At 61.9% G+C, this 20,409-nt stretch carries 16 protein-coding genes; 8 read left to right on the plus strand and 8 right to left on the minus strand.

Annotation, left to right across the window (positions count from 1 at the left end):
- Positions 1-15: 15 nt before the first annotated feature.
- Entirely contained in the window at positions 16-1,083 is a 1,068-nt protein-coding gene (locus LUA85_RS07900) for a DUF475 domain-containing protein (RefSeq protein ID WP_231468527.1), read from the minus strand.
- A gap of 33 nt (positions 1,084-1,116) precedes the next feature.
- Positions 1,117-1,986, minus strand: a complete 870-nt coding sequence (gene panB, locus LUA85_RS07905) for a 3-methyl-2-oxobutanoate hydroxymethyltransferase (protein ID WP_231468529.1) — start codon at positions 1,984-1,986, stop codon at positions 1,117-1,119.
- A 194-nt stretch (positions 1,987-2,180) separates the two neighbouring features.
- Between panB and LUA85_RS07910 the strand changes: the two genes are divergently transcribed.
- Positions 2,181-3,701 (plus strand): amino acid permease, encoded by a 1,521-nt coding sequence (locus tag LUA85_RS07910; protein ID WP_231468531.1) that lies wholly within the window; start codon positions 2,181-2,183, stop codon positions 3,699-3,701.
- Positions 3,702-3,781: 80 nt separating this feature from the next.
- Here the strand turns inward: LUA85_RS07910 and LUA85_RS07915 are convergent, their stop codons facing one another.
- Both LUA85_RS07915 and LUA85_RS07920 read right to left on the minus strand, forming a co-directional pair.
- Complete coding sequence (locus LUA85_RS07915) at positions 3,782-4,264, minus strand: pyridoxamine 5'-phosphate oxidase family protein (RefSeq protein ID WP_231468532.1); 483 nt, start codon at positions 4,262-4,264, stop codon at positions 3,782-3,784.
- An 88-nt stretch (positions 4,265-4,352) separates the two neighbouring features.
- Positions 4,353-5,249, minus strand: coding sequence for an alpha/beta fold hydrolase (locus LUA85_RS07920; RefSeq protein ID WP_231468534.1), 897 nt, complete (start codon positions 5,247-5,249; stop codon positions 4,353-4,355).
- A gap of 120 nt (positions 5,250-5,369) precedes the next feature.
- Between LUA85_RS07920 and LUA85_RS07925 the strand changes: the two genes are divergently transcribed.
- Together LUA85_RS07925 and LUA85_RS07930 are read left to right on the plus strand one after the other, a co-directional pair.
- Positions 5,370-6,635 carry a putative DNA modification/repair radical SAM protein gene (locus LUA85_RS07925; RefSeq protein WP_231468536.1) on the plus strand — a complete coding sequence of 422 codons (1,266 nt, stop codon included), beginning with the start codon at positions 5,370-5,372 and terminating at the stop codon, positions 6,633-6,635.
- A complete protein-coding gene (locus LUA85_RS07930) occupies positions 6,632-8,065 on the plus strand; it encodes a UdgX family uracil-DNA binding protein (protein ID WP_231468538.1) in 1,434 nt (477 codons plus the stop codon). Before LUA85_RS07925 ends, LUA85_RS07930 begins: the two co-directional genes overlap by 4 nt.
- A 12-nt stretch (positions 8,066-8,077) precedes the next feature.
- Here the strand turns inward: LUA85_RS07930 and LUA85_RS07935 are convergent, their stop codons facing one another.
- A complete protein-coding gene (locus LUA85_RS07935; protein ID WP_231468540.1) occupies positions 8,078-10,612 on the minus strand; it encodes a hypothetical protein in 2,535 nt (844 codons plus the stop codon).
- A 71-nt stretch (positions 10,613-10,683) separates the two neighbouring features.
- Here LUA85_RS07935 and LUA85_RS07940 point away from each other — a divergent pair, with 71 nt between their 5' ends.
- From LUA85_RS07940 to LUA85_RS07955, 4 genes are all read left to right on the plus strand, one after another.
- On the plus strand, positions 10,684-10,989 hold the full coding sequence (locus tag LUA85_RS07940; protein ID WP_231468542.1) for an Hpt domain-containing protein: 306 nt from the start codon (positions 10,684-10,686) through the stop codon (positions 10,987-10,989).
- A 68-nt stretch (positions 10,990-11,057) separates the two neighbouring features.
- Positions 11,058-12,332 (plus strand): hypothetical protein, encoded by a 1,275-nt coding sequence (locus LUA85_RS07945; protein ID WP_231468544.1) that lies wholly within the window; start codon positions 11,058-11,060, stop codon positions 12,330-12,332.
- A 9-nt stretch (positions 12,333-12,341) separates the two neighbouring features.
- Positions 12,342-13,310, plus strand: coding sequence for a hypothetical protein (locus LUA85_RS07950; protein ID WP_231468546.1), 969 nt, complete (start codon positions 12,342-12,344; stop codon positions 13,308-13,310).
- 18 nt (positions 13,311-13,328) lie between these two features.
- Positions 13,329-14,699: a sensor histidine kinase KdpD gene (locus tag LUA85_RS07955; RefSeq protein ID WP_231468548.1), complete on the plus strand. Its 1,371-nt coding sequence runs from the start codon at positions 13,329-13,331 to the stop codon at positions 14,697-14,699.
- Here the strand turns inward: LUA85_RS07955 and LUA85_RS07960 are convergent, their stop codons facing one another.
- From LUA85_RS07960 to gltX, 3 genes are read right to left on the minus strand one after another with little or no spacing between them, the layout of a single operon-like run.
- Positions 14,700-14,891: a hypothetical protein gene (locus LUA85_RS07960; protein ID WP_231468550.1), complete on the minus strand. Its 192-nt coding sequence runs from the start codon at positions 14,889-14,891 to the stop codon at positions 14,700-14,702.
- 21 nt (positions 14,892-14,912) lie between these two features.
- A complete protein-coding gene (locus tag LUA85_RS07965) occupies positions 14,913-16,199 on the minus strand; it encodes a citrate synthase (protein ID WP_231468552.1) in 1,287 nt (428 codons plus the stop codon).
- 46 nt (positions 16,200-16,245) lie between these two features.
- Positions 16,246-17,709, minus strand: coding sequence for a glutamate--tRNA ligase (gene gltX / locus LUA85_RS07970; protein ID WP_231468554.1), 1,464 nt, complete (start codon positions 17,707-17,709; stop codon positions 16,246-16,248).
- Between the two features lie 29 nt (positions 17,710-17,738).
- Here gltX and LUA85_RS07975 point away from each other — a divergent pair, with 29 nt between their 5' ends.
- Entirely contained in the window at positions 17,739-20,087 is a 2,349-nt protein-coding gene (locus LUA85_RS07975) for a ComEC/Rec2 family competence protein (protein ID WP_231468556.1), read from the plus strand.
- Positions 20,088-20,409: the final 322 nt, after the last annotated feature.

Genomic DNA, 20,409 nt, shown 5'->3' on the forward strand with positions numbered 1-20,409 from the left:
TGCGCCATCGAAAGATCAGTCTGCGCGCAGCGCCGCGTCAATTTCGGTATCGGGGTACTTGCGCTTGTGGCGGATCGACCACCACAGCGACAGGCCGATCATCGCCGCGCCAATCAGGCCGGTGATCGTTTCGGGGATGTGATATTTCGCCGAAAGCAGCATGATCGCACCCAGCGCGATGATCGCCCAGAACGCGCCATGTTCAAGAAAGCGGTATTCCGAAAGCGTTCCTTTCTTGACCAGCATGATCGTCATCGAACGTACGAACATCGCCCCGATCGACAGGCCGAGCGCGATGATCACCATGTTGTTGGACAGGGCAAATGCGCCGATCACGCCATCGAAGCTGAACGATGCGTCTAGCACGTTAAGGTAGAGGAACCCGCCAAGACCGGATCGTACGACCAGACCTGCCGCCTTCTGGGCTTCGTCGCGCATTTCGAGAATCGTGCCCAAGGCCTCCACTGCGATGAAGGTGACGAGGCCGAGAACGCCCGATACCATGAACGTCAGCGCGTCTTCGGCAGGCAGAAGCAGTGAAATTCCGTAGATCGTCAGCAGGAGCAGCGCGATTTCTGCTGCCTTGATGTTGGAGACGACCGCAAGCTTTTCTTCTACCCACTTGATCCAGTGGACTTCCTTTTCACCATCGAAAAAGAACGACAGGCCGACCATGGCAAGGAACGCGCCGCCAAATCCGGCGATGCCGACATGGGCGCTGCTGACGATCTCTTCGTAGCGCTTCGGATCGTTCAGCGACAGGGTGAGCGCCTCGACCGGACCGAGACCGGCCGCAATCGCCACGATCGCCAGCGGAAAGACGATCCGCATGCCGAATACCGCGATGATCATGCCCCAGGTCAGGAAGCGCTTCTGCCAGACCTCGTCCATGTCTTCGAGCACGGCGGCATTGACCACCGCGTTATCGAACGACAGCGAGATTTCGAGTACGGACAGGACGACCACGATCCACAGCAGCGACATCGTGCCGCCGACCGTTCCGGTCTGCATCCAGCCATAGGCGACAGCAAGCGCCAGGCAGACCAGCGTGAAAAGGATCGAACCCTTGTAGAAGCGGAGCAATCTGAATTCCCTGAATGTAAGGTATGAAGCCGGTTACTTCGGCTGGTAGGTCTGTTCAATACCCGGAAAAGTCCGCGCGCGAACTTCCTCGGCATATAGCGCGGCTGCGCCCGAAATGGTTCCGGCAATGTTTTCGTAGATTTTCACGAAGCGCGGCACGCGGTCGAACATGCCGAGCATGTCATCGGTGACCAGCACTTGCCCATCACACTGCGCCGAAGCGCCGATGCCGATGGTCGGGCAGGGCACCGCCTGAGTGATAGCGATGGCAAGCGGTTCGATCACGCCTTCGATCACGATCGCGAACGCTCCGGCGTCAGCCAGCGCCCTGGCATCGCCGACGATCTTGGCGGCTTCCGCTTCGCTGCGCCCACGCGCGTTGTAGCCCCCCAGCACATTGACCGCCTGAGGCGTCAGCCCGACGTGCCCCATCACCGGAATCCCGCGCGCGGTAAGGAATGCCACGGTCTCGGCCATGGCCTCACCGCCCTCCAGCTTTACTGCCGCGCAGCCGGTTTCCTTCAACAGCCGGGCGGCGCTTTCGAACGCCTGTTGCGGCGAAGCCTCATAGCTGCCGAACGGCATGTCGACCACAACGGCGGCGTGATAAGACCCGCGCACAACCGCCGCGCCATGGGCCGCCATCATGTCCAGCGTTACCGGCACACTCGATGGCAGGCCGTAGATTACCTGTCCCAGCGAATCCCCGACCAGCAGAAGGTCGCAATGCTCGTCAAGCAACTGTGCCTGCCTGGCGGTGTAGGCGGTCAGCATCACCACGGGCTGCGCGGTCACGCCATCCTTCTTGCGCTGGCGGATCGCGGGGATCGTCAGGCGCTTCATGGGGGCAGGGGTGGGGTTGGCGCGGCTGGTCGCGGTATCGAGCTGGAAGGTCGTGGACATGAATGCGCATCCTGTCAGGCGGGCCAATGCTTCTACTGCCTTGGCAAAAACCCGCAAGGCCGCGCACCTTATGCAGTTGTTGGGGAAAAATGGCTTGCGCGAAAGCCGGTTCCCGCTAGCTTCCCGGCCATTACCTGGTTTCCGAAGCAACCGCATCGGCGGTTTGGCGCTTCGGTCCAAGGCGGGAGAATTTCATGTTCGGTCGCGTCAAACCGCTCGACGCCATTCTAGCTACTGCAGAAAAGAAATCGCTGCACCGCTCGCTGGGCGCATTCCAGCTTACCATGCTCGGCGTTGGTGCCGTCATCGGCACCGGCATCTTCGTGCTTACGGCCGAAGCGGCGCAAAAGGCCGGGCCAGGCATGATGATCAGCTTCATCATTGCCGGGTTCGTCTGTGCGGTAGCTGCGTTATGTTACGCTGAAATGGCTTCGATGGTCCCGGTATCGGGATCGGCTTATACCTACAGCTACGCCGTTATGGGCGAATTGATCGCCTGGATGGTCGGCTGGGCACTTATCCTCGAATACGCGGTGGCCGCAGGCGCGGTCAGTGTGGGCTGGTCCGGCTATGTCGTCGGCCTCGTCGAAAATGCGTTCAGTATCGACATACCCGATCTGCTGGTGCGGGGCCCCTACGATGGCGGCCTCGTCAACCTTCCCGCCATGCTGATCGCAGGGCTTGTCACCTGGCTGCTGGTCATCGGCACCAAGGAAAGCGCTTCGGTCAACGCGGTGCTGGTGGCGATCAAGGTAGCTGCCCTTACCCTGTTCTGCATCCTGGCGCTGCCGGTTATGAAGATGGAAAACTTCGAACCGTTCTCCCCTCTGGGCTTCGGCGGCATCGGGGCCGCAGCAGCATCGATCTTTTTTGCCTACGTCGGGTTCGACGCGGTTTCGACCGCGGCAGAGGAAACGAAGAACCCGCAGCGCAATATGCCGATCGGGCTGATCGGCAGCCTTGCAATCTGCACCGTGTTCTATCTGCTCGTGGCCGCAGGCGTGATCGGTTCGGTCGGGGCGCAGCCGGTGCTCGATGCCAGCGGCCTCGGCATGGAGCCGGGAAGCCGCGAACTGGCCGCGCAGTGTGCCGCCATTGGCGATCAGGCGGTGGTCTGCTCGAAGGAAGCGCTGGCGTGGACGCTGCGTGAAATCGGCTGGCCCCAGATTGGCAACCTGATCGGCCTCGCGGCGGGCCTTGCCCTGCCATCGGTCATTCTGATGATGATGTTCGGGCAAACCCGCATCTTCTTCGTGATGAGCCGTGACGGGCTGCTGCCGGCATCGTTTTCGAAGATCCATCCGCGCTACAACACGCCGCACGTCATCACGATCATCACCGGCGTTTTCGTCGCGCTGTTCGCCGCATTCTTCCCGGTGGGGCTGCTCGCCAACATCTCCAATTCGGGTACGCTGTTCGCTTTTGCGGCCGTCTCGATCGCGGTGCTGGTGATCCGCCGACGCGAACCGGGGCGTCATCGTCCGTTCCGTACCCCGGCAATCTACGTCACGTCACCGCTGGCATTCTTCGGCTGTCTTTACCTGTTCTACAAACTGGATGCCAAGAGTCAGATGCTCTTCGTAATCTGGGCTGTGATCGGTCTTGTGGTCTACTATGCCTACAGCCGCAGCCGCAGTCATGTCGGCCGCGGATCGGTCGAAGTGCATGAAATGGATACCGACGTGCCGCCAACCTCGGTTCCCCCGATCGAGTGATCGGGCAGAATCCTCAAAAGCAGAGGGCCGCTCCGGAAGGAGCGGCCCTTTTTGTATGCCTGCCTATCAACGCTTGCAGGTCACAGCGTGGTTTCGGCAAACCCGCCCTTGACGTCGTCGGTGATGTCCATGCCCAGCGCCATTTTTGCTGTAGCCACGATACCGAGTTCGCCTGCCCAGATCGAGGCATCGCCCAGATTCATGCGCATGAACAGCAGGTTCGGCGCATCTTTTCCGCCCGGAAACCAGGCCGCGACAAAGTTGTTCCACTGCTTGTCCAGCCGCGCCCGATCGGTCTCTTCCACCAGAACGCCATGAAAGCGCGCAAAGACATCGTGGCCTTTGCTTGAGAACGTGGCGGTGGCCCCGCCCATCTTGGCAAAGCGGTTGTCGCGGGTGGTAAAGAACCAGATCGCGCTATCGGCGTCCTTGTCGAGTTGCGCCGTCATCGGCGCAGCGGAATCCGGGTCATCATCAAGCTGCAGCATGACATAGGGCGATGCCACCATCGCCTTCCAGAACTTGTCGCGCAGTTCCACGGGATTTCCTTGATCGTACTTCATGGGAAATTGCCTTTCCTGTCAGGGGATTTCTGCATGAACGGAACCGGGCACGGGATGTTCCCCACCAGCGCCATTCTGACGAACCGGCTCAGAATGGCGGTGTGATCAGCGCTTGCGCCGTCAGCCTGTCCACCACCTCTTGCGGCACTTCATCGGCGGGCCGGCCGCTGACGAAATCGATCAGATCCCGGATCAGCCGATCGGTCTGCGTGGCGAACACACCATGTGGCTCGCCGTCATATTCGAGGAGGGTCGCGTGTGGTACGGATCGTGCCACTGCGCGCGCCGTGGCATCGATCGGGACTGTCTTGTCTGATGTTCCGTGAATGATCAGAGTCGGAACGCGGAACGACGCCAGATCGGGGCGGAAGTCGGTCGTCGCAAAGGCCTTGGCCGCTGCCAGGGTTGGTCGCAGACCGGCCTGCATCGCCGTTATCCACGCCAGATGCAGCACTTCGTCGCTCACGGCCTGGCTCAAAAAGCCAACACCGAAAAAGTCCTTGAAGAACCCGGTGAAGAACTTTGCCCGATCGGCAAGCATGCCCTCGGTCATGTCGTCGAAGGTCGCCTGGGGCACACCTTCCGGGTTGTCGTCGGTCTTGAGCATGTAAGGCACGACGGAGGAAACCAGCGCCACGCGTGAAACCCCGGCGCCACCGTGATTTGACAGGTATCGGGCGACTTCACCCCCGCCCATCGAGAAGCCGACGAGCGTGACATCCTGCCTCGCGTCCATGGCTGTCATGACGTCGGCCAGGTCGTTTGCAAAAGTGTTGTAATCGTATCCGGTCGAAGGTTGATCCGATCGTCCGAAACCGCGACGGTCATAGGCGATCGCACGAAAGCCTGCATCGGCAAGTGCGTTGCTGACCGGGTCCCAACTGTCACCCGATAGCGGCCAACCGTGAATCAGTACGACAGGTGGCCCATCGCCCCAGCTTTTCGCGTAGAGCTGCGTTCCGTCGCGCGTTTCGATCATGGGCATGAAACTGTCTCCTTCAGCCGTCCTTCCTGACCCAACCGTCCGGCGCGGTTCATGTTCCGCTGGCTACCTGCCTGATAGTTCGGGCTGGCGCATTGGTGAAATGGAACATAAAAGGAACGCATGCCCCAAATTGCCTTGCCTGCGCGAAAGTCGATTCTCGAACGTCTTGAAATACTTGCTGATGCGGCAAAGTATGATGCGTCCTGCGCATCCTCAGGCACGGCAAAGCGGAACAGCGTGGGGGCCAAAGGTATCGGTTCGACCGAAGGCATGGGCATTTGCCACGCTTATGCCCCGGATGGGCGCTGTATCTCGCTGCTCAAGATACTGCTGACCAACCACTGCATTTTCGATTGCCACTATTGCATCAATCGCAAGAGTTCGAACACGCCACGCGCCCGCTTCACGCCGCAGGAAGTGGTGGATTTGACGCTGTCGTTCTATCGCCGCAACTATATCGAGGGGCTGTTCCTTTCCTCCGGGATCGTGAAAAGCTCCAGCCATACCATGGAGCAGATGATAGAAGTTGCTCGTATCCTGCGGGAAGAGCACGATTTTCGAGGGTATATTCACCTCAAGACGATCCCCGAAGCCGATCCTGAATTGGTCGCCCGCGCCGGGCTTCATGCCGATCGTGTCTCGATCAATGTCGAACTGCCCACCGTAGCGGGGCTGACGCGCCTCGCACCGGACAAGTCCGCCACGCAGATTGAAGGTGCGATGGCTTCGCTGACGGATGCGATTGACGAAGCCAGGGATGCCCGCAAACGATTCCGTCACGCCCCCCGGTTTGCCCCCGCTGGACAATCGACGCAGATGATCGTCGGTGCGGATGCGGCAACCGATGCCGATATCGTCGGCCGGGCGAGCAAACTCTACGGCAGTTTCGGCCTGCGCCGCGTCTACTATTCGGCGTTCAGCCCGATACCGGATGCCAGCGCGGTCCTTCCGCTCAAGCGCCCGCCCTTGATGCGCGAACATCGGCTCTACCAGTCGGACTGGCTCATGCGCTTTTATGGATATGCCCCGCACGAGGTCCAGCAGGCCGCAGGCGCGGATGGAATGCTCCCGTTGGATATGGACCCGAAGCTGGCGTGGGCACTGCAATTCCGCGCGGAATTTCCGATCGACGTAAACCGCGCGCCCCGCGAACGGCTGCTGCGCGTACCCGGCCTGGGGGTACGCGCGGTGAATGCGATCATTGCAGCGCGGCGCCAGCGTCGCCTTCGGCTTGAGGATGTCGGCAAACTGACTGTCTCGGTCGCCAAGGTGCGCCCGTTCATTGTCGCAGACGACTGGCGGCCGGTGATATTGGCCGACCGGGCCGATCTTCAGAGCCAGATTGCGCCGCCCCGTTCCGAGCAACTCGAACTGTTCGCGTCATGACGCCTGCACGCGCTGCCGGGCAGGCCACGACGTTTCGCGTTGCACTGGCTGCGCCCGATGATTTCGACGAATGGCGTGAAGTCGCACGCAGGCTGGTGCAGGCCGCTATTCCGCCTGAGCGAGTGGAATGGAAATCTTCTGAGGATCAGGCTGGTGATCTATTTGCGCAAGGCGACTGCCCCTTGCCGGAACCGCCTGCCGATGCACCGCTTCCCAGGGCCTCGCGCGAGTTCGTGTTACTTGCCAGGAGCGTCATCCTTCATTCTGATGGAAAACGCTTTTCCCTGCTCTATGAAGTGCTCTGGCGACTTCAGGTGAACACGCAATTGATGGGCGATAAGGCCGATCCCCATGTGCGCCGGATCAATGACCTTGCCCGACAGGTCCGGCGCGATATCCACAAGATGCGCACCTTCCTCCGATTTCGAGTGATCGATGAGCCAGACGGCGAGCGCTACGTTGCGTGGTTCGAACCGGACCATCACATCCTGCGGGCCAATGCCGCGTTCTTCGTGCGCCGGTTCACGACCATGCACTGGTCGATTCTCACACCGCGCGGCAGTCTCCATTGGGACAAAGAGACATTGCGCGAAGGGCCGCCCGCGACACGTGCCGATGCGCCAACGGGCGATCCGGTCGAGGCATTGTGGCGGGGGTACTATGCATCCATCTTCAACCCGGCGCGTCTGAAGATCGGGGCAATGCTCAAGGAAATGCCCCGCAAGTATTGGAAAAACATGCCTGAGGCGACTCTGATTCCCGAACTGATTGCCGGGGCGCAAGCGCGGGAGGCACGGATGGTGAAGGCGGGCCAACAGGACGCGGGTGGGCGGCCCGATTCACTGGAGGGAATCGCGCAGGCCATTCAGGAATGCCGACGCTGCCAGATCGGCTGCAATGGTACGCGCGCGGTCATGGGTGAAGGGCCAGGCGATCCGCAATTGATGATTGTGGGAGAACAGCCGGGCGATCAGGAAGAGCGGCAGGGGCATCCCTTCGTCGGGCCTGCGGGGCAGGTGTTGCGATCCCATCTGGAGCATGTCGGTATTTCCAAAGACCGGACATACGTGACCAATGCCGTCAAGCATTTCAAATTCACCCTTAGCGGCAAGCATCGGCTGCACCAGTCACCCACCGCCGGGGAAATCGATACCTGCCGCTGGTGGCTGGAAGGCGAACGCGCACAGGTGCGTCCGCGAATTGTGCTGGCGCTGGGCGCCAGTGCAGCCCGCAGCCTGCTCGGCAGGACCGTCAGCGTCCAGAAGGAACGCTCGCGCGCCTTCCCGCTGGAGGATGGCAGCGAACTGTGGATCACGACGCATCCCAGCTATTTGCTGCGCCTTTCCGACGCTGCTCGTGCTGATGAGGAGCACAAGTTTATCAATGACTTGCACAGGGTTCATCGACGATTGTCGCAACTCCGGTCGTAAGCGGCCGGCAGGTCAGGTACGCAGGCGCTCGATCCCCTGCGCCAGCGCCACGTAAAGCTTGCCCATGTCCGAAGAAAGCAGCGTAACGCCCAGCGCATTGCCATCGCGCGTTGAAAGCAATTGCCGCAACATCGTCTCGAAATCGTGGATGTAGCGATTGACGTGATCGCGGAACTCGCTCTCAGCTTCATAGTGCGCCTGCACCGCCTTGGCCTCGGCAGCTTCAAGCAGCGATACGGCCCGCCGGGTGAAAATCCCCCGGTCGCCACGAAGGTATGATGCCCACGCTGTTTCCGAAACATCGGCCGAGAGTGCCTTGGCAATGTCGATCGACGAGGAATTGAGGGATTCGGTGATCAGTGCGGCGCGGCGGGCGAAGTCATTGTCGACATGTTCCTCGGCCCGTTCGCGTGCCCGTGATACCCGTGCTTCAAGATTGCCGGCAAGCTCATCTACCAGTGTCAAGTGATCGCGCATCTGGACCGCGGTTTCGCGGCTTGCCGATGCGGCCGCGTCGATCGCTTGTTCCAGTCGCCCGACCAGTTCGGCGGCGCGGCCCTGCAGAACGCGGGCAACGGCAGCACTGCTTTCCTCGCCCAGCCGGGCCGCCAATGCCTCGATCTCGGCTGCGGTGCTGGTGCGCAAGGTTTGACCGGTCTCGCCCGCCGCTTCGGAAAGGCTCGCAATCGCGCCGGTCAGACGCGTTTCGATCTGTGCAGACAGCACTTCGCTATCGCGCTTGGCGTCGGACAGGACCTCACGCAAGCCTGCAATCAGGCCTTCGCGCTCGGCCATCTGTTCGGCCAGCATCTTTTGCGCCTTGGTCAGTTCCTTGAGCGTTGCGGCAATTTCGCCGCGGGCCAGTCCGACGTTTTCCGACAGTATCCGGCCACCATCGCCTGCTTCGCGCAGTGTATCGCGCAGGGTAAACACCCGGTCTTCCAGTCCTTTCAGCCCGGCTTCGGTGCTGCGAAGCGCTTCGGGAATTTGCGTTCGCGAATGATCGCCGCCTGCCTGGATCAGTTCGAGCAAGCGGACCGCCGAATCGGTAAGGTCACCGATCTGCAGATCGGTGCCTGCCAGCGCATGGCGCATTTCCGCCAGCCGCGTGTTCAATTGGCTCATGGCAGTATCGACCGTGGCGGCCGTTTCGGCACCTTGCTCACCCGATTTGCGAACGACATCGGAGAACGCATTGACCTTGCTCCCTATTTCCTCGCAGGTTTGCGCAAGACGGGCGGCCTCGGCCACTTGCACCTTGCGCTGGGCATCGATGGCATGATCGAGCTCGGCGAGCTTTCGCGCGAGCGCTTCGGCAGCATCAGCGGCTGCACGTTCCATGGCGATGCGCCGTTCGGCAATCGCACCATCGATCTCGTCCAATCGGCTTTCGAGAAACTGTCGCTGTTGCGCGGCGGCCGCTTCGGCGGAGGCGCGTCGTTGCGCAAGCTGCTCGTCAAGGCTTCTGGACTGCTCCCCCAGAAGCCCCGTTAAGGACCGTGCCGATTCTTCAAATCGCGCGAGCCGTTCTGCAGACGCGGTCAGCAGAATCTCATGCTCTTTCGCCATCTGGGCCAGCGCCTCGCGCAAGCTTGCCATGTGCTGGTCCGACCGTTCGTGCCATGCGGCCAACGCTACCTGTTCGTTCCGCGCGGCAGCAGATGTGAAATCTGCGCTGCGAATCGATAGGGCATCGAAGCGGCTTTCGGCCAGTCCCGCCAGTTCCTCACCCGATCGCGCGAACTGTCCCAGTGCCGTGTCCACGCGCTCGCGCAGGGAAAGCACCTGCCGTTCGCTGGCAAGGCCGAATTCGTTCAGGCGCTGGAAGCCTGAAACCATTTCTTCCAACTGGAGGTGCGCGGTGCGCCCGGCATTGCCGATGTTGTTGGTCACGTCCTTTGCGGAATTGGCGATGACGGGCAATTGGCTGCGCAGCTTGTCCATGTTGTCGAGAGCGCTGGTCGAAACTTCTGCGATCAGATCGATGCGCTGACGATTTTGTGAGACAAGGTCTTCCAGCTGTGCCGCACTTCCAGAAAGACGGTCGACCGCCACCCTGCCAAGCGATTCCAGATCGCGTCCCTGGGCAGCGATAAAATCGCGCGCTAGCGAAAGTTCGGTGTTGAGACCGGCCAGTCGCTTTTCCAGCCGCGCCGATTCGCGCGCCAGCGAAAGTGAAACGTCGGAAAACCGTGCAGCTTCACGCTTGCTGGTGCGCAAGGCCGCCAGCCACAGCACTACAACCAGCAGAACCGGAGTCGACCATTGGGCTACCCACCATGCCCACTGCTGCGGTTCGGCCACATAATCGGATCTGGCAACGACGGCCCACGTAAAGAATGCCGTCCATATCGCGATTACCGCGACGGCGCAGGCGGGACCGATCCAGCTGCGATCGGGAACGGCGTCATCGACAGGCTCATCGTCAGCCCAGTCGGCAGCCGAAAGCGGGGATGCGCCTTGGTGCGCGTCAACGCCCGAAAGCTCGCCTTGGCCGGCGTCCTGTTCGACGCTATCGATCGGAATTATCCGTGTTCCCCCGTTCATTGGCATAGCCTACCACGATTTTGGCCAAGTCATAAACCCCGCCTTAACGGTTTGGCGCATAGCGCTTTCACATGGCCTACGAAGGCGGTTCTCTTGACGCAAACCTTGCTGCTGCTGCGGGATATGACCCGGAGCTGGTCCGCGAACTGCGCGCGGCGTTCATCGAAAGTGCGGAACGACAGATCGATCTGCTCGGTCGTTCGCGTTGCGATGGCAACTGGCAGGTTGCGGCAATGCGCCTGAAAGGTCTTGCCGCCAGTTTCCACGCCGATGGTCTGCTCGCCCTTGCCGAAGAAGCGCTCGAAACCGTTCCGGGCGATCCTGCTATCCTGCGCCGATTGCAGCGGATGATGGCCGACTTCGCGGTTGCTCCCTGACACTTGATCGACGCGCTGCTTGGCAGCAGCCGTCGCAGTCCCTACCATGTCCGTCAGGAGGCAGGCTCTTGCGGGTCGCAGTTTTATCGTTGATCGAGGCCGCCGGACCGGATCCGGGTGCTTTACGCGGATACCTGCCAATTGGCGGGCGTTCGATCCTGCGCCATCAGATCGGGTTCGCCCTGTCGCTTGGCTGCAAACGGATCGTCGTCATGGCGGAAGGCATCAGCGGCGAACTCGTGGCGCTCCAGCATGTGGTGGAGCGCGGCGGCGCGCAGTTCCACGTCGTGGCAACCGCTCGTGCACTCGTTCCGCTGTTGCAGCCAGAGGACGATGTCTTCGTGCTTGGCGACGGGCTTCTCGCCATGCCCGATGCCTTGCGCGATCTGCTCGAAGCAGGACCCGTGCTGCTGACATTGCCGGTGGAAACCGCATTGCCGCTGGGATTCGAACGTATCGATATCAACAGCGCCTTTGCCTTTGCCATGCGCTTTCCCGGACGCGTTGCCGCTGCCCTTGCCGATCTGCCACCTGAATGGAATGCCCAGTCTGCGCTTCTGCGGCTTGCGATACAGGCACGAATCAGCCAGCGGGGAGTGCCCGCTGCCCTGCTGGATGACGGCCGGTGGGCCATTGTCCGAAATGAGGAAGACGCACATCGGGCCGAACGGCGATGGCTGCGGTTGCATACCGATGTGGCAGGTGCGGGCGCGCGGGCGCCGGGCGGGGCGATGGCGATTGCCATTGTCAGGCGCTTTGGTCCGGCGATGCTTCACGCCGGAACCCGGCCCGCGCTGGTCGGACTGGCGGCGGGGCTGGTTGGCCTGCTGGGTGGAGGAATGGGTTGGCTGGGCAATTTCGCTACCGGCTTTGTCCTGCTCGGTATTGCCTGGCTGATCGAACGGGTGGCCAGCCTGCTTGGCCAGGTCGAACGGGATTCGCTGCTGGCCTCCGGCCTTGCGCGCAGAAGCGTGGCGGCATTTCACGGACTGATCGATGTAGGCTTCGTGGTGGTCGCCACATGGCGCAGCGAATTGCCCAACGGGCCGGGCCTGGCTTGGGGGCTTTCCGCCTTTGCTCCGCTGTTGCTGGTTCTTGCCGCGCGCCTTGTGCCGCTGGCCTTGCCCGGCAACCGCTGGGCGCATTTCCTGCAAGACCGCCTGCTGATGGGCCTGTTTCTGGCCCTGGCGAGCGTGTTCCTGCCGTTCGATGCCATGGTCGGTCTTTGTGTCATCGCCATGATCGCGCTTTGCCTCTTCCTGCTCCAGACCGGCGCAGATATTGGTGCCACAAGGGACCCGGCGAAGCCTCCGCCTAACCCGCAGTTAACCAGTCGGCAGTAAGAGTTGCGTATGGCATTGACCGCAACCACCGGCGTCGACACCGGATCTATCGATACGTTACTGAAGGACGACCTGTTCCATGCGGATCAGGCGATGCTCCACATGGGACCTATCCTGCGGCATCTCCTGCGCAATGACGACAGCTCGATCTTCAGTGATGAAGTAATCGCGCGGGTGCGCGGCATGCTGGCCGACATTTCCCGGCAGCTTGTCCAGGCGCTGGGTGAGGCGGCAGGCCATGCCGACGCCGCCGCATGGGCACGCAAGGCAGGTCCCGGTCTGGTTGACATGCTGGCAGGTGATCAGGCTCTCCTCAATCACCTGCACATGCTGGCGGTGGAATGGCAGATGGCCGACAGGCTGCAAGGGCGCCTTGGCATCGATCCGGTACTGACCCCGCTGCTGCAGGATATCATCGCCGCGCACGATCATGATCTGGCGGCGCGCGGGATGAACCTTCTGGCCGCGCAGGCCCGGTTCGGACAGGCTATCCGGCGCATGCAAATTCCATTGGTCGAATTGCCCGCCGACCTTCATCAGGTAACGCTTACGACGATGCAGGCCTATGTCGCGCAGGATCCGTCAGGCGTTGCTGCTGCCGATCTGGCAGAAACGGTCCTGCGCAAGGCGCGGGCGCAAACGGCATCGCGGATCGATCTGCTGGCCTACGCCATTTCAGCCACCGCTGCGCAGCCATCGGCAACGCTTTCATTGCAGAACGCGGGGGTCGCCCTTTTCCTGACGGCGTTGAGCCTGGGAACCGGGCTGTCGCGCGAAACGGCCATCATGTGCAGCACCGAAAGCCAGATGCCGCGGCTTGCCCTGTCGCTGGCGGCTGCGGGTGTCGGCAGGGAAGGCATTGTCGAAACCTTTGCCGCGCTCCATCCCGATATCGCTCTGCCGGAATCGCTGACGCAATTGCATCCTGATCGTGCCGCGGCCTTGCTTGCTTCGGCGCAAGCGGAACTGCGCGCCTGAGATGGCGGGCCGATCGCGATGACCGCTGCCGGACCGATCCGTGCCCGCTGCGATGGCGCCGACCGCCTGATAGAGGCCGATGAAACGCTTGCTGCGCTTCAGGTGCGGCTTGGTGGCAGCTTTCCCGGCGTGATCGCGCTTCCCGGCCTGATGGCGCTTGTTTGCAAGGCGCGGCATTCGGGCGTCGCGCTGTCGGGTTTGCTGGTCGTGCAGGATGAACGCCAGCCGGTATCCTTTCGCGCCCTGGCTGTTCCCGACGCCGACGGCACGTCCATCGAAATCACGGACTGGAAGCTTGCGGCAGAGGCCTGGACGACTGAAACCGCAGTTGCGGCCGCGGGCGAGGCACTGCTGCGCCAACTGGCCGAAGCCCACGTGGTTCTCGATGCCGAACAACGGGTGATTTCCGGCGTTGTCGATGCTGCGGACCTTGCCGACTTCGGCAGGGGCTTGCGCCAGGCTTTCGGGCGCTATTGGACTGATCTGGTAGAGCTACGCGAAACCGCTCATCGGCAGCCGCTTCATTGGCGCCTGCTCGATGATGCCGCTCTTGCCGTTCCGGGATCGTCGAGGCGGTGGAAAGCGCGACTGCTGCCGTTGCGGGCTGGCGGTTTCGAACTGCTGCTTGTGGCCGATACGGTGCTGCCCCGGATCGCGGCTGACGATGGTCCGCCGCCACAAACGCCGGATTTCAGAGGATTGCTTGGGCGGAACCTCGCGCCTGCGCTGCGTCAACCCATCAACCGCATCGTCGCCAATGCCGAAACGATCCGTACGCGCCTTGCCGGGCCATTGGCGGATCAGTATGCCGGCTATGCGGGCGACATTGCCGAGGCGGGCCGCCATCTGCTGGGGCTGGTCGAAGATCTTGCCGATCTTGAAACGGTGGAGGATGCGGGCTTCGATCCGGCACCGGACGAAATCGACCTTGCCGATTGCGCAAGGCGAGCGGCGGGAATTCTTAGCGTTCGGGCGCAGGAGCGGTCCATCGTGCTTGCTACACCGACGGCGAACGATCCTGCGCCTGCGATTGGCGAATTTCGCCGTGTGCTGCAGATTCTCTTCAACCTGATCGGCAACGCCATCCGCTATACGCCCGGTCACACCACGGTTACGATCGAAACGGGTGTGGATGGCCAGACGGCCTGGCTTTCGGTGACCGACGAGGGTGAGGGACTGTCAGAGGAAGATGCGGCCAAAGTCTTCGAGAAGTTCGAAAGGCTTGGGCGCAGCGGTGATGGGGGCAGTGGGCTGGGTCTGTACATATCGCGCAAGCTGGCGCGCGCGATGAATGGTGACCTCTCGGTTCAATCCGCGCCCGGTCGCGGTGCCCGCTTCGTGCTCAGCCTTCCGGCAGACCGCGCGGCAAAAGCCAGCGCGGCGGGCTGATCACGGGCGTTTGGCGCCTCGCCACAATGCGAGCACGCCGACCAGCATAAGCCCGGCGCCGATCACAGCCCACTGTCCTTGTGCCAGCATGAAACTGGACGAAGGCCACAGGATCACGCCCGTACCCTGACCTACCCACAACCCGCCCATCAGGATGGCGGCGATACCGAAAATCTTCAGAAGCATCGCCATCGCCGCCTGTCCCTGTTGCTATCAGCGTTCGCTGAGCGGAATGTAATCGCGCTGCGTCGGTCCGGTGTAAAGCTGGCGCGGACGGCCGATCTTCTGGCCTGGATCGGAAATCATTTCGTTCCACTGTGCCACCCATCCCACGGTGCGGGCAAGTGCGAACAGCACGGTGAACATCGTGGTCGGGAAACCGATCGCCGAAAGGATGATGCCCGAATAGAAATCGACGTTCGGGAACAGCTTCTTTTCAGCGAAGTAGGGATCGCTCAGCGCGATCTCTTCCAAGCGAAGCGCGGTTTCGAACAGCGGGTCCTGCACGTTCAGCGCCGCGAACACTTCGCGGACGGTGGTCTGCATCACGGTCGCGCGCGGATCGTAGTTCTTGTAGACGCGATGACCGAAGCCCATCAGGCGGAACGGATCGTTCTTGTCCTTGGCGCGATCGATATAGTGCTGGATCTTGTCCGGCGTACCGATTTCCTTGAGCATGTTGAGCGCAGCTTCATTCGCGCCGCCATGCGCCGGTCCCCACAGGCAGGCAATGCCTGCTGCGATGCATGCGAACGGGTTCGCACCCGAAGAGCCAGCAAGGCGGACGGTGGATGTCGATGCGTTCTGTTCATGGTCGGCATGCAGCGTGAAGATGCGATCCATCGCCTTTTCGACAGCGGGAACGACTTCATATTCCTCAGCCGGAACGCCGAAGGTCATCTTCAGGAAGTTGCCGGTGTAGGACAGCTTGTTGTCAGGATAGACGAAGGGCTGGCCGACAGAATACTTGTAGGCCATCGCCGCGATCGTAGGCATCTTGGCAATCAGGCGGTGCGAACTGATCTTGCGGTGGGTAGGGTCCGCGATATCGGTGGAATCATGGTAGAATGCCGAAAGAGCACCAACCACACCACACATGATCGCCATGGGATGCGCATCGCGGCGGAAACCGCGATAGAACGTGGCAAGCTGTTCGTGCAGCATGGTGTGCCGCGTGATCGTGCGGCTGAATTCGGCCAGTTCACCTGAGCTTGGCAATTCGCCATTGAGCAGGAGATAGCTCACTTCCATGAACGACGAATGTTCAGCCAGCTGGCCGATCGGATAACCGCGATGGAGCAGGACGCCTTCGTCACCATCGATGTAAGTGATCGCCGAATCGCAGCTTGCCGTTGAGGTGAAGCCGGGATCGTAAGTGAACATGCCCGTCTGCGCATAGAGCTTGCGGATGTCGATGACATCGGGGCCGATGGTCCCGCTGTTTACGGGCATATCGATTGTCTTGCCGCCAGCGGTCAAAGAAGCCTGGTTATCGCTCACGCTTTAGCCCTCCTGTTCCATGTCATTAGTTCAATACTGCCCCGACTTATGCCGCATGGTCGCGAATGCGCGCCAGCGACTCGTCCCTGCCGAGCAGCGCCAATACGTCGAAAATGCCCGGTGAGGTAGCCTGTCCCGTCAAGCTTGCGCGCAGCGGTTGGGCTATCTTGCCCAAGCCAATCCCTAGCCCCTCAGCCATTTGTTTTACCGTGGCCTCGAGGTCTTCGGTTGTCCAGCCGTTTTCGCCTTCCAGGACGGTTGCAACCTGCGACAGGATCGCGCGAGCATCGTCATTCAGGATTACCGCCGCTTTTTCGGCCAGCGGAAGCGGGCGTCGGGCGAACAGGAACACAGCGCCCTGCGCCAGTTCGTTCAGGTCTGCCGCGCGCACCTTCAGAACGGGCATTGCGCGCGTCAGCAGGTCGAGTCCGCTTTCAGCCGAAAAGCCCGGCGCGAGAGCTTCCAGCCGCTTGGCCACCAGTGCCGCCAGCCTCGTATCGTCGGCCTCGCGGATATACTGACCGTTCAGATTGAGCAGTTTCTTGAGATCGAATCGCGACGCGCCCTTGTTCACATCGATGATGTCGAACCATTCCACCGCCTGATCGCGACTGATGATTTCCTCGTCGCCATGGCCCCAGCCCAGCCGCAGCAGGTAATTGAACACCGCTTCGGGCAACAGGCCCATCTCGTCGCGATAGGCATCGACGCCCAGTGCGCCATGGCGCTTGGAAAGCTTCGCCCCGTCCGCTCCGTGGATCAGCGGGATATGGGCATAGACAGGGTCCGGCCATGTCCCCTCGATGTCCTGCATCGCGCGGATCACCACCAGTTGGCGGAAGGCGTTGTTGATATGGTCGTCGCCCCGGATTACGTGAGTGACGCCCATGTCATGATCGTCCACGACGACCGCCAGCATGTAGGTCGGCGTACCATCGGAACGCAGGATCACGAAATCGTCAAGTTCGCCGTTCTGAACCGTGATCGATCCCTGAACCTGATCGGCTATCACTGTTTCGCCCTCGCGCGGGGATTTCATCCGCACAACGTAAGGCGCGCCTTGCGGCCACTGGTCCGGCGTGGCTTCGCGCCATTCACTGTCGATACGGAACGGGCGGCGCTCTGCCAGCGCCTGTTCGCGTCGGGCGGCGAGTTCTTCCTGTGTCAGGTAGCAGCGATAGGCGTGGCCGGCGTCGAGCATCTGGTGCGCGACCTGGGCATGGCGATCCGACCGGGCAAACTGGAACACCGGCGGTTCATCGCCGCCAAGACCAAGCCATTCTAGCCCGTCGAAAATCGCGTCGATGGCCGCATCGGTTGACCGCGCGCGGTCGGTATCCTCGATGCGCAGCAGGTACGTTCCACCGTGGTGACGGGCATAAAGCCAGTTGAACAGCGCGGTGCGCGCGCCGCCGATGTGCAGAAACCCCGTGGGCGATGGTGCAAAACGCGTAACCACCCCGCCTACGGGGCGCGATCCTGCAGAAACGGTATCAGTGGCGCTTGCCATTGGCCGCGCTTTCCTTCCCTTTGAAATCCATGGCGTCCGCGTTACCCGAAGCTCCGGCATCTGATAGCCAGGCAGCAGGTTTCCCTGCCGCCGGGCCAGACGGAGCACCAAGCGGACGCGGGCGGCATTGGGACATCGCGGCGCGATTGTCCAGCATCCTCGATCATGCCGAAGCCTTCCTTGAAGCCCACCCGTTTGAACGGGGATTGTGGCTGGTCGTCGCCTTTGCCTCAGGCATCGTTGCCTGGATCGCATTGCCCGGCCCGGAGCACTGGATCGCCATGCTGCTGGGCATGTCCGGGCTGGCGCTGCTTTCATCCGTCCTGCTTGATGAGATACGGTGCGGGCATCTGCGGCTTGCCATATTGGGCCTTGGCGCCATGGCTTGCGCCGGGATGACGACGATCTGGGTCAAGTCCGAACTGGTCGGCCAACCTGGCATCGCCAGTCCGCGCGTGGCTTGGCTGCAAGGGAGGGTGATAGAGCGGCGGGAAGAACCCGCAAAAGCGCGGGCAAGGCTGGTCCTGCGTGTTCCGCTGGATGGGTACCCTTCGCCCGTGATGGTCCGGGTCAATCTGCCGAGGGAAAAGGATAACCCCGCCGCGCCGCAAGGCGCCGAGGTCCGCTTGCGCGCAAGGCTTATGCCCCCTGCGCCGCCGATGCTGCCGGGCGGATACGACTTTGCCCGAACCGCATGGTTTGGCGGTATTGCCGCCACCGGCTCGGTCCTCAGCAAGGTTCAGGTCCTGCGCGAATCGGATCGCAGCACCACCTTGCGCGGGGTGCAGGCATCTCTGGCCGCGCATATCCGTTCGATGCTGGCGGGGTCCCCCGGCAATATCGCCGCGGCACTCGCCAGCGGGGATCGGGGCGCGATTTCGACGTTTGATGAAGATGCGATGCGCGATGCAGGGCTGACGCACCTGCTCTCGATCAGCGGCCTGCACGTCAGCGCGCTGGTCGGCTTCGTCTATTGGCTGTTCGCCCGCGCGCTTGCACTGCTGCCCTGGATCGCGCTGCGCATTCGCGTGCCCATCGCCGCCGCGCTGGCAGGTGCCTTGGCCGGAATTGCCTATACCCTACTCACCGGCGCGGAAGTTCCGACCGTGCGATCGTGTATCGGCGCGCTGCTGGTACTGGTGGCGCTCGCCCTGGGGCGTGATCCGCTGTCGCTCAGGCTTGTGGCGGTCGGCGGGCTGCTGGTCGTGCTGTTCTGGCCCGAAGCGGTCGTCGGTCCCAGCTTTCAGATGAGTTTTGCCGCGGTCATCGCCATCATTGCATTTCATTCCGCCGCCCCGGTGCGGGGATTTCTGACCGCCGAACATCACGGACCGCTTGTACGCATGGGCCGCAGCCTGATCCTGCTGCTGGCCACCGGCGTGGTCATCGAAATGGCGTTGATGCCCATCGGTCTGTTCCACTTTCACCGCGCAGGCGTCTACGGCGCGCTGGCAAACGTGATCGCCATTCCGCTGACCACATTCGTCACCATGCCGCTGATGGGTATCGCGCTGATACTCGACCTTGCAGGCCTTGGCGCGCCGGTATGGTGGCTCGTCGGCAAGTCGCTGGAACTTTTGCTGGCCATAGCGCACTTCGTTGCCGCGCGTCCGGGCGCAGTCACGATGCTGCCGCCGGGCGCGCCATGGAGCTTTGCGCTGTTCATCGCCGGAATGCTGTGGCTCGCGCTGTGGACCGGGCGCGTTCGCCTGTGGGGCATTGTCCCGGCAGGCATCGCAATCTGCGCCATGATAGCAGCGCCCACGCCCGACATTCTGGTCACGGGCGACGGGCACCACGTTGGCATTACCGGGCAAGGCCGCGACCTCCTTTTCCTGCGGGCGGGGCGAGGGGACTACATGCGCGACAGCCTGCTCGAACTCGCCGGAATGGAAGGCGATCTACGCACCATCGAGGACTGGCCCGCCGCCCGGTGCAGCGCCGATTTCTGCACACTGGCCATTGTCAGGGGCGGCAGGCGTTTCGTCCTGCTGATGGCCCGGACCCGTGAATATGTCGACGATATGGACCTTGCCGCGGCCTGCGAACGCGCAGACATCGTCATAGCCGACCGGCGGCTGCCTTTCTCATGCCGCCCCCGGATGCTGAAGGCGGACCGCATATTCCTCGCGCAAACGGGCGGTATCACCATCAATCTTGCATCCGGGCGCATTCGCACAGTTGCCGAAGGGCAGGGACGGCAGGGCTGGTATCGCTGGCCGATCCCACCCTTGCCCGCAAAGTTCGATAAGCGCGCTGCAACTCGTGGACAGGTGACAGCGAGTTCCGCCGCCACTCTGCCCGCGCACCACGAACGATCGACCAGAGTTGAAAGACCTGTTGCCGAACACGTCAGGTCGGCACAACCGAACAGGTAGGCGCATTTTCAGGGATTCGTCGTTCCATCGATGCGGGAACTATCCACCGCAGACCCTGCCAAATTTCGCTTGCGGCAATCGGCGAAGCATTATGGCGATCGATGACGACCGTCATCGCATTGGCATATGCTTTTCCCCATTCGGTTGGCGATTATACCCTTTGCAAACATTATTTCGTCATTGCGAGGAGGCGAAGCCGACGAAGCAATCCAGCGCCGTTATACACTGCTCTGGATTGCTTCTCCCCGCTTCGCGGCGCTCGCAATGACGAAGCTGAAACTTGTGTTTGCAAAAGACATTATCGCCATTCGGTTAGCGTCAA

The sequence above is a fragment of the Novosphingobium sp. CECT 9465 genome, assembly GCF_920987055.1.
Taxonomy (GTDB): Bacteria; Pseudomonadota; Alphaproteobacteria; order Sphingomonadales; family Sphingomonadaceae; genus Novosphingobium.

Bases quoted from the DNA above. Each gene is read 5' to 3' on its own strand.
- panB (WP_231468529.1), bottom strand. From the start codon at position 1,986: ATGTCCACGACCTTCCAGCTCGATACCGCGACCAGCCGCGCCAACCCC.
- LUA85_RS07910 (WP_231468531.1), top strand. From the start codon at position 2,181: ATGTTCGGTCGCGTCAAACCGCTCGACGCCATTCTAGCTACTGCAGAA.
- LUA85_RS07915 (WP_231468532.1), bottom strand. From the start codon at position 4,264: ATGAAGTACGATCAAGGAAATCCCGTGGAACTGCGCGACAAGTTCTGG.
- LUA85_RS07920 (WP_231468534.1), bottom strand. From the start codon at position 5,249: ATGCCCATGATCGAAACGCGCGACGGAACGCAGCTCTACGCGAAAAGC.
- LUA85_RS07925 (WP_231468536.1), top strand. From the start codon at position 5,370: ATGCCCCAAATTGCCTTGCCTGCGCGAAAGTCGATTCTCGAACGTCTT.
- LUA85_RS07930 (WP_231468538.1), top strand. From the start codon at position 6,632: ATGACGCCTGCACGCGCTGCCGGGCAGGCCACGACGTTTCGCGTTGCA.
- LUA85_RS07935 (WP_231468540.1), bottom strand. From the start codon at position 10,612: ATGAACGGGGGAACACGGATAATTCCGATCGATAGCGTCGAACAGGAC.
- LUA85_RS07940 (WP_231468542.1), top strand. From the start codon at position 10,684: ATGGCCTACGAAGGCGGTTCTCTTGACGCAAACCTTGCTGCTGCTGCG.
- LUA85_RS07950 (WP_231468546.1), top strand. From the start codon at position 12,342: ATGGCATTGACCGCAACCACCGGCGTCGACACCGGATCTATCGATACG.
- LUA85_RS07955 (WP_231468548.1), top strand. From the start codon at position 13,329: ATGACCGCTGCCGGACCGATCCGTGCCCGCTGCGATGGCGCCGACCGC.
- LUA85_RS07960 (WP_231468550.1), bottom strand. From the start codon at position 14,891: ATGGCGATGCTTCTGAAGATTTTCGGTATCGCCGCCATCCTGATGGGC.
- gltX (WP_231468554.1), bottom strand. From the start codon at position 17,709: ATGGCAAGCGCCACTGATACCGTTTCTGCAGGATCGCGCCCCGTAGGC.
- LUA85_RS07975 (WP_231468556.1), top strand. From the start codon at position 17,739: ATGGCGTCCGCGTTACCCGAAGCTCCGGCATCTGATAGCCAGGCAGCA.